At 43.6% G+C, this 13759-nt stretch carries 7 protein-coding genes; 3 read left to right on the forward strand and 4 right to left on the reverse strand.

Annotation, left to right across the window (positions count from 1 at the left end; genetic code table 11):
• Nucleotides 1-1513: 1513 nt before the first annotated feature.
• A complete protein-coding gene (locus HMPREF2955_RS13170) occupies nucleotides 1514-3871 on the forward strand; it encodes a carboxypeptidase-like regulatory domain-containing protein (protein WP_070723896.1) in 2358 nt (785 codons plus the stop codon).
• A 270-nt stretch (nucleotides 3872-4141) separates the two neighbouring features.
• Here the strand turns inward: HMPREF2955_RS13170 and HMPREF2955_RS13175 are convergent, their stop codons facing one another.
• The gene (locus HMPREF2955_RS13175; protein ID WP_070723897.1) at nucleotides 4142-5149 is read right to left on the reverse strand and encodes a FecR family protein; all 1008 of its coding nucleotides are present in this window, start codon (nucleotides 5147-5149) and stop codon (nucleotides 4142-4144) included.
• Between the two features lie 207 nt (nucleotides 5150-5356).
• Here HMPREF2955_RS13175 and HMPREF2955_RS13180 point away from each other — a divergent pair, with 207 nt between their 5' ends.
• Nucleotides 5357-6226 (forward strand): group II intron maturase-specific domain-containing protein, encoded by an 870-nt coding sequence (locus tag HMPREF2955_RS13180; protein ID WP_246830157.1) that lies wholly within the window; start codon nucleotides 5357-5359, stop codon nucleotides 6224-6226.
• A gap of 57 nt (nucleotides 6227-6283) precedes the next feature.
• On the opposite strand, the gene HMPREF2955_RS13185 is transcribed toward HMPREF2955_RS13180, so the two are convergent.
• From HMPREF2955_RS13185 to HMPREF2955_RS13195, 3 genes are all read right to left on the reverse strand, one after another.
• On the reverse strand, nucleotides 6284-7882 hold the full coding sequence (locus HMPREF2955_RS13185) for a hypothetical protein (protein WP_070723899.1): 1599 nt from the start codon (nucleotides 7880-7882) through the stop codon (nucleotides 6284-6286).
• A gap of 116 nt (nucleotides 7883-7998) precedes the next feature.
• Nucleotides 7999-8208, reverse strand: a complete 210-nt coding sequence (locus tag HMPREF2955_RS13190) for a hypothetical protein (RefSeq protein ID WP_009230877.1) — start codon at nucleotides 8206-8208, stop codon at nucleotides 7999-8001.
• Between the two features lie 898 nt (nucleotides 8209-9106).
• The gene (locus tag HMPREF2955_RS13195; protein ID WP_070723900.1) at nucleotides 9107-11425 is read right to left on the reverse strand and encodes a TonB-dependent receptor domain-containing protein; all 2319 of its coding nucleotides are present in this window, start codon (nucleotides 11423-11425) and stop codon (nucleotides 9107-9109) included.
• 389 nt (nucleotides 11426-11814) lie between these two features.
• On the opposite strand from HMPREF2955_RS13195, the gene HMPREF2955_RS13200 reads away from it, so the two are divergent.
• The gene (locus tag HMPREF2955_RS13200) at nucleotides 11815-12540 is read left to right on the forward strand and encodes a helix-turn-helix transcriptional regulator (protein ID WP_246830158.1); all 726 of its coding nucleotides are present in this window, start codon (nucleotides 11815-11817) and stop codon (nucleotides 12538-12540) included.
• Nucleotides 12541-13759 lie beyond the last annotated feature (1219 nt).

Genomic DNA, 13759 nt, shown 5'->3' on the forward strand with positions numbered 1-13759 from the left:
AGGTAAAATGGTGCAAAACGCAGTGCAAAATGGTACAAAACGCGAAACGAAAAGCATAAAAATACGCCGCAATTAGTATAAATATAAACTTCTAGAGCATGATACACATGGCTAAAAAGGCCAAAACACCCACTAAAAAGTGGGGTTTTAGGGGCTAAAAGTGGGTATTTGGCATCGACAAAAACACGATCTGGGCACCAACTAGAAAGGCAAAATGGTGCAAAATGCACGCAGTGTTCTTAAAATTAGACTAAAAATGAAGCGTGTAAGGCTGAAAATAGCGGCTAATTTCATGCTTAATGACCTAAATTTACGCTAGAAGGGGGTGGAGGATAGGATGTATTTTGTAAAACAAAAGAAACGAAATTAACCCAAGGATAGTGTGAGCCTATGAGTAATCAAGCTCGTGAGTTTATTGTGTTTGTGAATTGGGCTTTCCTTTTTGGGGAGTGTAAAACAGAGTGGAATGACTTTAATGGCAATGAATAGTACAGGAATAAGGGCAATTGAACAGGTTTGTTGGTAGTGTCTTTTGACCTGTTACTCTTTCTTGCTTTCAACAGAATTCGTATAAATGCAATATGGTTCTATCCACGCTATTGAAGAATGTGGAACAGAACTTGTTTGAACCTTGTTCTGGAAATTACCACCTCCTAATAGCGGTTTCTAAGACACAATCGCGTTTTGCCACGACAAATATGGCTAGATTTTAAATTCTATTGCGCCTTTTCTTCGCTGAAACCGAAAAGTTTTTATCTACACTAACTCGTAAATCGCGATTTTTATGTAAATTTGTCCACTACTTAGTATGTGCGGGAAGTGTTATCTTGGCTTGGTCATGCAAAGGCTATAACTCCTCTCCTCTACGATAAGATATTTAAAGGTCAAGATGACTTCAATAGAAACAAATCTAACTCCAATAAATCTAACTCCGATAAAATCTAAACCCTATGAATGTTGAAAAGAGAACAGAAGTTACAGATTAAGGTTTTTAGAAGACTTTTCCCCATAAACATTTCATTCTATCAGAAAGGAGAAAATGACGAAAGTTTTTGGGGATGTTCGTACATAAAAACGGTTCTTCCGTTAAATGCGTAGATGAGGAATTTTGTTTTTAGTAAGGATGAATTTTTAATATCATTTCTCGCCATTTCTACTATCCTCATTTTTAGTTAGTTATATTTTCTGTTGTTGCCTTATTAGGTGGCGAATCTGTTTACCCGTAAAAGTTAATTATTGTACAAATCTATCCATTTAACGGAAGAACCATAAAAACTCTGATGGCGTATCGTGACCTAGATAATGCTGCCAGCGAAAGCAAGGCACAGTTTCCCGTCTGAAAGTGCTCCTATGGATGTAATGCGTTATTATTCCTTTTCCGAGGTATGCGCACTTGGTGCATGTTGGCAGGTGGCCTCCAAGAATGTGATTTACGGTTGGAGGGGTAAAGGTCGTGTTGTCTTAGATGGGGGATAGCGTATAATGACGCCCATGGGGCTAAAAGTGAAACTTTATGAAATGTACAAAACTAAGGATTTTCATTAGATGTCTTTGCACCATTCTGTTTAGTGTTGTCTGCTTACAATGCAAAGCCTATGGCTTGCGTGGACGAGTTGTTGATGGTTCCGGAATTAACCCCCTAGTGGGTGTCAACGTCAAGGTGAAAACAGACTCGGTAACCGTTTTGTTGCAAACCCAAACCGATGTAGACGGTAAGTTTGTGTTTGCCAATTTGTCGCAAGAAAACATTACGATAGAAGTGTTGTGCATGGGATATTCTCCGTTTAGTACCAGCGTTCGGGGTAACAATACAGACCTCGACCTTGGCGTCATCTCGCTTAAGCCCAGCTCTATAACGCTAGGCGAGGTGACGGTTACGAGTAACAGAACCATCGAATTAGCCGACAAGTATCTTATTTTCCCAACAGAACAAGAACTGAAAAGGACGTCTGAACTTATTGAACTGTTGGACGAATTGAAAATAAACATGCCCGGACTGAAAGTAAACGAATCCCAACAAACCCTTTATGTTGACGGCGGTAAGCCTATCCTTATGCTAAACGGAAAGGAAGTGGGCATGGACAAGATACGAAATATTGACCATAGGCGCATACAGCGCATAGAATACAGCAATGTTTCTGGCATTCGCTATCTAGACCGCGGTGCAACGGGTGTAATAAATTTCATCATGAACGGCTTGCAAGATGGCGGTTTGGTGTCGGTAAACACCAATAACGCACTGACGACGTTTCGTAACCGGGCGAACATAAATGGCACTTACCATGTAGGAAAGTCGGAGTGGAGTATTAATTACAATACATTATGGCGGAAATCGGGACACGAATACACCGACAAGGACGAGCGGTTTGTGGGGCGGATCGATGATATCATACGTAGCCAGACAGGACTTCCCTCGGCAATAACCGACTTCGACAACAGCTTGACGATGGATTATACCTACACGCACAGCCATTCTACTGCCTTTATGGCCATGTTTGGACTGAAGTATCACGACAAGGACGATAAAGAGGCATACCGCATTGTTGAGCGACAAGGCGCGAATACCGAAACGTTTGAAAGACGTTACTACAACGAAAGGCGACTATTAACTCCCTCGCTCGACCTCTTCTTTAAGACTGCGGTGGCAAATAACCAAACGTTAGAACTCAATGCAGTGGGCACGATGTCGGCTGGCGATTACAATCGCGGACTTAACGATAGTGGGATGTATGCACAGCGAAATGCAACCAAGAACAAAAGCATCAACGTTAACGGTGAAGCCCTCTATACCCTAACGTTTAAGCGCGCCACAACCAAAGTGGGGTTGAGCTACACGCACAGCCATGCGCAAAATGATTATTCGGAAAATGGTGGGGCAACCCTGATAGACAAACTGACCAAGGATAACGTTTATGGATACGCAATTGTTACGGGGACATTGAGAAAAATAGGGTATAACCTGGGGATTGGCCTGAAACATTACCGCATTGGTGACCTAAATAAAAGCAAGAACTTCTTTAATGCAAAGACAACGGCGTCGCTTAATTATCCGTTAAGCAAGGGATGGAGCGTTGGCTACCTTTTTATACTCGATTCTTCGCTACCTCCATTGTCCAGCTTTTCAAATGTTGTGCAAACCATAGATAAGGTGTCGCTGCAAGTGGGAAACATGAATGTGCAGCCAAGTGTTGTGACCAGAAACCGCCTTTCGATGAACCTGCACTTGGATAAGTTTACCATTTCGTTGCAAGGCAACTATAATTACACGTGTAAACCAATTGTTTCGGCCTGGCGATATGTTGCAGACCCATCCCATGTTTACCACAACATGTTCATCAAAAGAACGGAGAACGGAGATTATGACAGTCGTTTGAATGTGGAATGCGCCATTGGGTGGCAAAACGTGTTCAATCATTTCACCTTTCAAACCGTGATGGGTTGGGACCGATTCCGAATGCAGGGTGAAGGCTACCATAGCCAAATATCAAAGCCATACGCCTCTGTCTCGCTAAGTGCTTACTGGAATAAACTATCGGTTTATGCCAACTTCGACATGCTGCCACAGTACAGTTTTTGGGGAACTAATGTTTATCGGGGAGTGAGATACAACTATGTGGGCATGCGTTATAACATGAAACATTGGACGTTTGGTTGTCGTATAGACAACCCATTGAATAAAGATGGTTTTGTACAAGTGTCTGAAAACATCTCGAACATCAATCCCACACATACAGAATACCGTATCGTCGACTTTGCCAATATGGTAGAACTCTCAATGCAATATCGCATTAGGTATGGCAAGGAATATAAGAAAGGCAACCGTACACTGATGAACCGTAGTTTTGATTCGGGCGTAAATAATGATTATTAAATATAACGAAAAAGGGAAAGTCGAGGTGGTTTCAATGTTTAAAGTCTGTTTTGCCCAAATCGGACGTTGACCGCTTATCAATTATTTTAGTTTGTTTCTACCGCTTTCTGTTCATCTTTCGGTTGCTTGTCGGCAGTTAACTGTCTTCTTCTCGCGATGCAGCCCGCTACACTTCAAGGCTAAGACAGGCAATATGCCCAACAATAAAACAAAATCTGTACAAGCTCAACGGTCGATTTGGGTTAAAACCGCTAGGGAAGTTGCTGTTTCTCAGTCAATCGTTATCTGCCCATCTTGATAAGTGAACTTGGCTTTATTCAACCTGTTCAACATTTCAACAATCTCTTCGATGTTCGCATCCCTGAATGCAGTAAAGCCGACACGGGTATGCATCTTGGAGGGGTCTTGGAAGACAACGCTTACGTTATACCACCTGCCAATATCCTTGCCAATGTCTGCCAATGTTGCGTTGTCAAAATAAAATTCGCCTAGTGTCCACGCCACAAAGCCCTCGGTTTCGACCCTATTCACTTCAAATTTTTCAGCCGCGAGAGCTGCATCCTCGCCTGGCCTCAAACACTTAGTGACCGAACCCGCACACACCTCAACGAAACCTTGCAGCAAGGTAACGTGCATGTTGTTCTTATGGTAAGCGCGAATGTTAAACTCGGCATCAAACACTTTGGTGGTTATGCCGTTGGTTTTCACCACGAAGGGATGGTGAACGTCGCGACTCACCTTGAAATATGCCTCACCTTGCAACTGAACTTCACGCGTTTCATCCTCGAAACGTAATGGGAAAAACAGCTTACTGTCAGCGTTGAGTGTTACTTCCGTACCATCGCCAAGCGTAATCTCGGCTGTTGCATTCTGCGGAGTGGATAATACATTGCGAATACCTGCATCAACATCCTTGATTATATGCGACACCTGCAAATACTTATCGGGCACCACAACAGGTTTACCGTTATCCTGTTGCCACGTAACTGCCTTTTGCGCAGCCTTGGTGTTGGCTTGATACACCACAATTGGCTCTCGATGCGCATTAAGTATGCCCATGCCAAAACCTAGAACAATGGATAAAAGCAAGGATGTTAGCACGACAATCGACACACCAACACCTATAATTAAGGTATGCCTGCTTTTTGTCTTACCCTTGCTGGGCAAAACATTGTCTGGCTCTTCTTGCACATTCTGTGTAGCATAAGCCTGTTTTGGCAAATGGTTTCTGATAATTTGCTCTTGATTAAGGTCGTCAACATCGTTCTCTTCATTCATCGTTCTTCATTTTAATTTGTGTTACTCCTTATATGAAGTCGTCTTGACTTTTATAAATTGAGAGAAGTTTATACTTAATTCTGCAACGTTCCAACCAAAGTGTTAATATAAGTGCCTGATCAACAAAAGTTGTCCAGGATTTTGTCTTGTCGCAATATTCACTTAACTTGGTGTTGAAATCAAAAGTGTTAAACCAAGCAACAGACAGTGGCAAAAGTACAAATAAAATCTGATATTCTCACCGCTTATGGAGGAATATTCCTCGTGATGGAGAAGTTTGAACAGGCCGTAAACCCGATCATTAACCAGTTACTCGGACAGTGTGGCTCATCCTCAGCCTATAGTCGCGGTGACGTTTTCCGTATGCTGATGGCCGTCTACTTCTGTGGTGGCACACATATAGAGGGCATCTCCAACCATCTGCTGCATCATTCCGGGCGTCATCTCATGCTGAAGGGCTGCTCGTCAGGCACCATACCGAGGGTTGTTAAGGAGCAGGCCGTCGCCAATACGACATACATGGCAGACAACAGTGGCATGGGTTATGACTTCAACACGACAGACAGGATGAACGGGAAACGGGGGAAACAACTTAAAATAATTGATAAGCGGTATAACGACCGGTGGGGGTTAAAGCTGTTGACATGCCGCAGCAACGGTTGGGGACATGCCAAAAGGAAACAAAAGCTGAAAGGAAGCATAAAAGGGTGGGTTGGCTACTATCATCTCGGCAACATGAAACGTTTCTTTCTTGAGGCCGACGAGTGGCTAAAGTGCCGTATCCGCATGTGTATCTGGAAATCTTGGAAGAAAGTTAAGACGAGAGTGGAAAACCTCATCAACTGCGGTATCAAAAGTATAAGGCATGCGAATGGGGCAATACCCGTAAGGTTTATTGGGGCGCATAGCCAACGGCCCAATACTGCATCGGGCAATCTCCAATGGGAAACTATGCCAAGCAGGTTATGTCACTTTAATGGTAGCGTACCTCGAATGGTATCCAAAATAGGAACTGCCGTGTGCGGAACTGCACGTACGGTAGAGTGGAAGGTCGGTAAATGTAGAAGTAAGAGGTAAATGCCTTTTATGATTAGCATTTACCTCCTACCCGATTTTATCCCGCAATAAAGAAAATTACCGAGTTACATGCTGGTAGATTCCATTCCAGCGGTCACCATAACCTGTATGCACTTCGTACCTTGATATATAAAAGTTGTAGCCTTGCGCCACTTTAGACGAGCTCTGTGCGCGTGGCGTTGACGACCAAATATAGCCTCGCGAGCTGATATGATAGAGTCTGCCATTGTTATAGAAACCAGTGGTAGGCAAGAAGAAATAGCCGTTTGTGGGCCTAGGTCTGTGAGGGATAATGTTGTTGTTGGTGTAAACGAAGGCACCAAAGTTGTCGTACTGTGCGTATGCAGTGAAGTCGATACCCTTTGGCGAAACGGCCTTCATTCTCTCTCTCGTAGTCTTTTGGGTCGTGGCAATAACGTCAAGGTTTCTAAGCCACATACCACCTGCATATAGATGCCCCATGATAGTCCACATGGAAGAATCCCAATGTGGAACTCCATAGTAGGCCAGCCACATCAGCTCGTTGGCATTGAGGTTGTTTGTTGCCAAACGCGAGGCCTTACCTGGGTGGGCAACGGTGTTGTACCATCTTGGGTCGGCACCTACTTTTGCATAGCTGTCACCGTACTTGCCATTTAGATAAGGTTGTTTGGATGCACCTTTCCAATAATGCTCGCCTGGCTGGGCATCCCACATGTAATATTGGTCGCTGGCATAGTAGCGCACGTCAAGGTCGGGGGACAACCGTTTGTTTCTTCCTGCTTTTAAGATAACGTGGCCCAGTTTCGTAATCACCGTCCCGCGAACTTTCGTCTCTTGGTCGTACAATGTATACTCAATGGTGAAGTTGGTGTACTCGCCAGGAGCGACAACCATGATGCCCGCATTGGTTTCTGGGGTTGACACCGCGGGTATGGTGAACCCGTCGTTGCCTCCGCCATTCAACGTTAACGTGATGTTTCGGTTGCTTGGTTCGGCTAGTGGGCGCGAGTCAAGGTCTAAACCGCTGTCCTCAATGTCGTATGTGCCCGCGATGGCCTGGTCGGCCGACACCTTTATCTGGGTTAACCGCACTGACGGCGCAAAACCCTTGCTGAAAAATGGTGTGAAAGTGAGGTACGATGCACAGTGCTTGAGGTAGAAGTTGTAATTGCCATCAGCACCCCTAGTGAAAGAACCCACACCGCAGTCGCCATCGGTTTTGATGTGTTCGCCCTTGTTTGGCTTGGCTTGGTTTTGGGCAGCTTTAATGGTAACCTTATCTACAGCGGGTGTAGGATAGCCTGTGTATCTTACAGGATACGAGGCTTTGTTGAGGGGGGTTGGGAAGTAGAAACCGGCATTGCGTACCTTGTCCTTGCCGGAAGCGTTCAGCTGATTGTCAATGTTATCCCCTGAGTTCTGTACAAATTCGGGTGTTTCGCCTATGTCGTGTAGCCAAACTTTGTCGCCCCTTGTCCAATAGAATGCAAGTTTTGTCGTTTCGTATTCGGCTGTGGTGCGTGTCGATGTCGATTCCATGTAGGTTGCGACGGTAACCCCTCTTAAATTGTTTGATTTGTTTTCCTGTGTGTATAGGGCTGGATTTTCGTTGTTGCAGCCAACCAATGAAACAGCCGCAACAGCAGACAGCGCAATGATATGTATGTATTTCATTCCTATCTCTTAAATCTTGTTTTTGTTTTTACTTTCTTGTTTGTGGCGTTTTTTGTAGCTTTACCTGAAATACTTGTGCTAAGTAACAAAGTCTTTACTTTGAACTCACAGGCATCTTAGGTAAGGGGCTGGCCATCGTCTTGGGCAGGCAAGTGCCCACCTGTGCCAGATGTGCCTTGTCCTTCGTCATTGTCATCCTCAGCATCTTCATGTCCGCCAGTACCTCCGTGTTTGCCAGATCCTGCTAAAAGAGATTCTGCTTCAACTTTTACGACATAACTCTCAGGCTTACTATAAGCCAAATTACTAACTCTGATTTTTTTCATTTTTACCAATTAAAATTTATAATACCTAACTGAAAATTTAACCAAGTCAACATAACAAGTATCGGCCTATGATCCGTGGATATTGGCCTGTAGTACATTTAATAGTTCCTGGGCACATCTATATACGCGCTTGATGCGGTAACATCGTTAAAGAATGATTGTATTTTCGGCAACGAAGTTGTTGTTGTCTGCGCGGAATTCTATTAGGAAACCCTCTATTCGTTGTTGTACGGCGCATCTGCGAACGATTGCGTCAATTTTATCCTAAATATTTTAGTGCAAATTTACATTGTTTCTTGCAATTTGGCAAGTGTTTCTTTTTGTAAAACTTATTATATCCCTTTGTAACTCGTTGGTTTGTACCAGATTGTACTTTATTTAATGGTCTTTGTTAACACGTGAATTAAGAACATATAACATTTGTTCTATAATATAAGGGTGTCGTTAACATTTTGTTGTATAATAAATTACAATTTTATGAAGGCTTAAACGCAAATCGGTTCATTGAACCGTTTATCAGCCGTATTAAGTTGTTTTTCATTACGAATTTTCAAAAGCAAAGTGTTAGGGTAATCTTCCTCTGATATTTGAAATGCGACCAGCGAGTTAACTATTTGCGCGTGTTCAGTGTTCTTTTGGCAAAATGAAAGCATTTTTTTCAACGGCCGATTGGGGTTAATTCTATTTTGCCCAAGCTGTAACTTAGTTTTAACATCAGCTGGCGCGTGTTGTGGCTAGTATGCCTGGTTGTCTTCAAGTTGTTATATTCCATTGACTAGTTGTCGTCGCTGGCCGTATGGAAGATGTAGTTGAAAGCAACAACCAAAGTAAGTTAGTCTTTGAACAAGCAGTGCATGATGTAAGGGTATCTCATAAAGATGTACTTATGTGGTAAGCCTTACATCCTACTTCTTTGTGATTGTCCGGCGCTTGAACCTTTGTATTTACTGTTCGTTACGTTAAATTGATAGCGTATAGTGAGGTTTAACGAACTTGAAGAGTAACTTTTATAATATGTAGAACGTCTTGGCCCAGAGTAGAATATGCGGCATGCGTCTGCTGTCCCAAACAAGTCGCTTGCATATAGTTGTAGCGTGAGCCGATTGTTCATCAAAGATTTGTAGACAGACAGGTCGGTGCTGAAGAAACCTCTACGCACAAACTTATTGCCCATGTTTCCTTCCGTTTGTGCAGATACTAACACTGAGGCCGTAATCCACTTTGTATCGAAAGTGTTGTTTAGTCGGAAAAAGGCAACGGGGTGGTTAAGATACGTTTGTTTGTAAGTGTCCATGTGGAACCATTGTTTGAAGACCGTCACTTCGAGCATTGGTTTCCAAAAACCAAACTTCGGGTTTACGGTTACAGATGCTTGCATGGTGTTGTAAGATGGCATGTTCTCTGGTCTGGCCAACGTGGTTTGCGGCTCGTTTTTGTATGTCTGAACCAAGGTGCATATTTCATCCGACAAATGAGTGTACGTGGCAGAGAGCTGCATCCACTGCCAAGAGAAGGCGTAACCGATGTTCCTACTGATGGATGGAACGAGGAACGGGTTGCCAGAATCGTAAGTGTAACGGTTGTTGTATTGCACCCCATCGCGGAGTTCATAGTACGAAGGGCGGTAAATGTCGGTGGCAAACGTCAGTTGCATTTGTGTGTTCCCAATAGGCATCGACAGTGCCAATGAGGGAAAGAAATTGCCGTACGACTTGCTTTGCTTTGCTATAAGCCTTTCTTGGTAATAATAGTTAAAGCGGATGTGCTCGTATCGCATCCCCGCTTGTACATGTAGCTTGCCAAAGGTATTGCTGTATTCCACCAATGCAGACGTCATGTCCTCTTTTATCCGACTGTCGTCGTCGTTTACCAAAGCTCTTGGCAATAGGCTATAACGGCTTTTACGTCTGGATGTAGAAAACTCTCCGCCAAACGAAAGGCTGCCAGATGCCAAAGGAACGGATAATACCAACTTCGAGGCAAGTAAACGATTGTATGTTGCACGGTCGGAATGAATGTTTTGGATGGATTCGGGAGACCCCACTTCGGTAAACCTTTCCATGTTGTGCATCTGCTCTTTCTTTCCCGACCAGTAATAGTCTGCATTGAAGTCGACATTTACTTTCCCAATCTTTCCCACATAGTAAACATTAGACAACACGGCTTTCGAATTGCCAGGGCTTTCGAAAGCAGATAGCGATTGCTCTGTTTGAACATTATTGCGCATGGCCATTCCTACAGCGTTGCCAACAGCCAAGTTCTTTGCATATCGGTCGTAACTTACGCTGGCGCCAATAGAGTTGTCTGCATCAAGCGCGTAACTTGTTGCCAATCGCACATAGGGGTTAACGTTGGTGTATTCTTGAGAAATGGCTGTTGTTTGTTCCCAAATGTCGTCTAGATAGGTCATTTGGCGGATTAGCTTGTCGTCTTGCTTGTGTGTATAGGCTCCGTATAGGTGCAAGTTCGTGTCCCATTTGCCTTTGCGGTAGTTCAATCGTAGGCTTTCAGTCCAACTCATCCGCTTTTGTTCATTCACCTTCGAATTGGTTTTCGTGTCGATGCTGAATCCTTGGCCGACGGGTTTCTTTGTCGTGATGCGTATCACGCTCTTCACGCTGGCATTATAGCGCACTCCTGGATTGGTAATAACTTCTACATTCTTAATCTCGTCTGGTTTCAGGCGTTCCAATTCCATTCTGTCGCGCATCTTTCTTCCGTTAATGTAAATCTCGGGAGAACCTCTTCCCAACACCACGACACTTCCATCTTTCGCAGACAGGTTTGGAATCAAGTCGAGCAGGCTCTCCATCGACAGTGTTTTCTCTAACACGCTGCCTGCAACGGTAGTTATCATTCCCTCGCCCTTGAATACGGTCTTGGGCAGTTTTGATTTTACAACGACTTCGCTTAGCAATTGAGCGTCTTCGTTCAATGTTATGGTAATGGGCGAAGTTCCATTATAGACTATAAATTGGCTTTGATAACCAACGGATGAAACCCGCAAGATGCACCCTTGATGAATTTCGGCTATTGAGAACACGCCCTCTGCGTTGCTCGTTGTGCCGCCAATCAGTGTAGAGTCGTTGGCAGACAATACCGCAACATTGGCAAAAGGAATAGGGTGTTGCTTTTCGTCTACAAGCATTCCCGTTAAGCCTTGTGCCATTGTTTGCAAGGTAACGAGTGCGAGTAGGGTTGTAATTATACTTTTCATGTTAGGCGTTTTTAGAAATGTAGATAACAATTTTCGTACAAACCGTTAGGTTAATTGGCAACTTTATTGATTGCCAAGGCTAATGAAACAAGAAACGCGTTATAATCATTCCAAGAGGATTTATTCGTGATGAACATCCGTAGGCTTTGAATGGTAAGACGACCTTTCTCCTTGCATTCTTGGCGTTTAATAGCCTATGGCAAATATAGTAATTCTTTTGATATGTTGGGCTATTGTTTTGGTGTTTTATTACTTTCCGTTATTGTTTTTACACTTTTGGGTAGTGTTTAGGGCGTTATTACTAAAAAGTAATGTGTGTTTGCCGATAAATTAAACATTACGAATAAACATGTTTAGCCTATGCCAGATATGAAAGACATCTTTATCTCATGAATATGGCGTGCAATGCGCCCGACTACAATCCAGATGTGCTGTCTACATTGACTCGCACTGCGGAGGCTTTTGCCCGCGTTACCTATCAAGGCATTTACTTGATAGGCTATTACAGGCAGGAGTTGCTTTACGTGTCGGACAATCCTTTGTTTCTTTGCGGACACACAGCAGAGAAAGTGAGGGGTTTGGGATATAGGTTTTATCTGAAACATGTGCCAGAGACAGACCAAAAGATGCTTGTTGAACTAAACCGCAGTAGCTTTAAACTGTTTGGCGCTTTTGATGCTGCTGCCAAGTGCCAATGCTATATATCATCACATTTTCATTTGAGTAATGGGGCGAAGCGCAAGCTAATCAACCATCAGCTTACACCCGTGTTGTTGACCGATGAAGGTAAGATATGGATAGGAATGGGCATTGTGTCGCTGTCTTCGCACAGAACGGCGGGCCACGTTGAGTTTCATAGGAGGGGAAGCGGCACGTATTGGACCTATTCGTTCGAGGGACATCAATGGAATGAGTGCAGTGGCGTGTCGCTTAAAGAAGAGGAACTTGAAGTGCTTAGGCTGTCGGCGGCAGGTCTTACCATGGTAGAGATTGCGGGCAGAATGTGTCGTTCGGTGGATACGATAAAGTTTTATAGGCATCATGCCTTTGATAAGTTGGGCGTGGCGAGCATTACAGAGGCTGTTTCGCGCGCGACTTTAAACAAATTGTTCTGAAACATGCCGTCCGCTTGCTGGGAAAGCGAGAGGATAAAGTACCTCTGAGCGGTAGTTTATGTTTTTGCACGTGGCAACGTGGGGTGTGGCCTTGTTGCAATGTAAGATTTCTCTCACGCGTACACGCGCGTATATATATAAGGTGTTTTGGGGTTATGAATTCGTGGCAGGCCCGTTTCTTTGTGCAAAGTCGTCTTGACATTTAATGTTTCTTTAAGTTGAGGGGGTAAAGTACAAGTCAACGCATTGGCTTTTAAACTCACGAAAAGCCAACAACTTCCGAAGACATCAATCCCCAAACTCACAAACTCACAAACTCACAAACTCACAAACTCACAAACTCAAGAACTCACAAACTCGAAAGTTCATCAACTCCTCAACTCAAAAACACACAAACTCATCAGCTCAAAAACTTAAATCGTTGTCTTTTATTTTACAATATCACTCTAATTTTCGCTCCGTTCTAGCGAAAATATAGGCCATAATGTAGGTAAATCGCCCCTATTTCTGGACTTTCACTCCTTACAATATGTTCGATTTTAAGAAAACTACCTGCATTTTGCACCATTTTGCCTTTCTAGTTTGGTTGCCGACCCATGATTTTTGCAGCCCAAAAACCTACTTTTAGACCCCAAACCCCCACTTTTTAACGACCATTTTACCCTTTTGGGCCCAGTATTTCATGGTTCTTAAAGGTTTCGTTTATACAATTGCAGCGTATTTTTATGCTTTTCGCCTTGCGTTTAGCACCATTTTGCACTGCATTTAGCACCATTTTACCTTGCGTTTTGCACCAAAACGCATTGTATTTAGCATCAAAACGCACGCTATTTTGCACCAAAATGCACTGCGTTTTGCACCATATTGCACTATATTTTGCTACAAATAGCCCAAAAGTTGGTGCAAATGGCGACCTTTTCAAATAAATATTCACTTCGCTACATTCACATGCTACCCCCTTTTTGCATCAAAACAAACCCTCGCGAGAATCGATTTTTTGCGCAAGATAGGCGGTTGGTGAGAAAAAAGGCACCCATAATGTTAAATTTTCTACTGAAAACATGACAAAAATGATTATGCTGCATGCACGCGCAAGTGCGCAACGACACCGAAAGGACGTACGTTTACAGCAGCCAGCGCGAGCGGTTGTGGGGCATGTTGCTCACGGCCAACCAAGACGACATCATGGAAAAGCAGAAGTAATCTGCCATTGACAGCC

The sequence above is a fragment of the Prevotella sp. HMSC073D09 genome, assembly GCF_001814145.1.
Classification (GTDB): Bacteria; Bacteroidota; Bacteroidia; order Bacteroidales; family Bacteroidaceae; genus Prevotella; species Prevotella conceptionensis.

What these genes read in the sequence shown, in the direction of transcription:
- HMPREF2955_RS13170 (WP_070723896.1), top strand. Translation starts at nt 1,514, where the DNA reads ATGAAATGTACAAAACTAAGGATTTTCATTAGATGTCTTTGCACCATT.
- HMPREF2955_RS13175 (WP_070723897.1), bottom strand. Translation starts at nt 5,149, where the DNA reads ATGAATGAAGAGAACGATGTTGACGACCTTAATCAAGAGCAAATTATC.
- HMPREF2955_RS13185 (WP_070723899.1), bottom strand. Translation starts at nt 7,882, where the DNA reads ATGAAATACATACATATCATTGCGCTGTCTGCTGTTGCGGCTGTTTCA.
- HMPREF2955_RS13190 (WP_009230877.1), bottom strand. Translation starts at nt 8,208, where the DNA reads ATGAAAAAAATCAGAGTTAGTAATTTGGCTTATAGTAAGCCTGAGAGT.
- HMPREF2955_RS13195 (WP_070723900.1), bottom strand. Translation starts at nt 11,425, where the DNA reads ATGAAAAGTATAATTACAACCCTACTCGCACTCGTTACCTTGCAAACA.
- HMPREF2955_RS13200 (WP_246830158.1), top strand. Translation starts at nt 11,815, where the DNA reads ATGAATATGGCGTGCAATGCGCCCGACTACAATCCAGATGTGCTGTCT.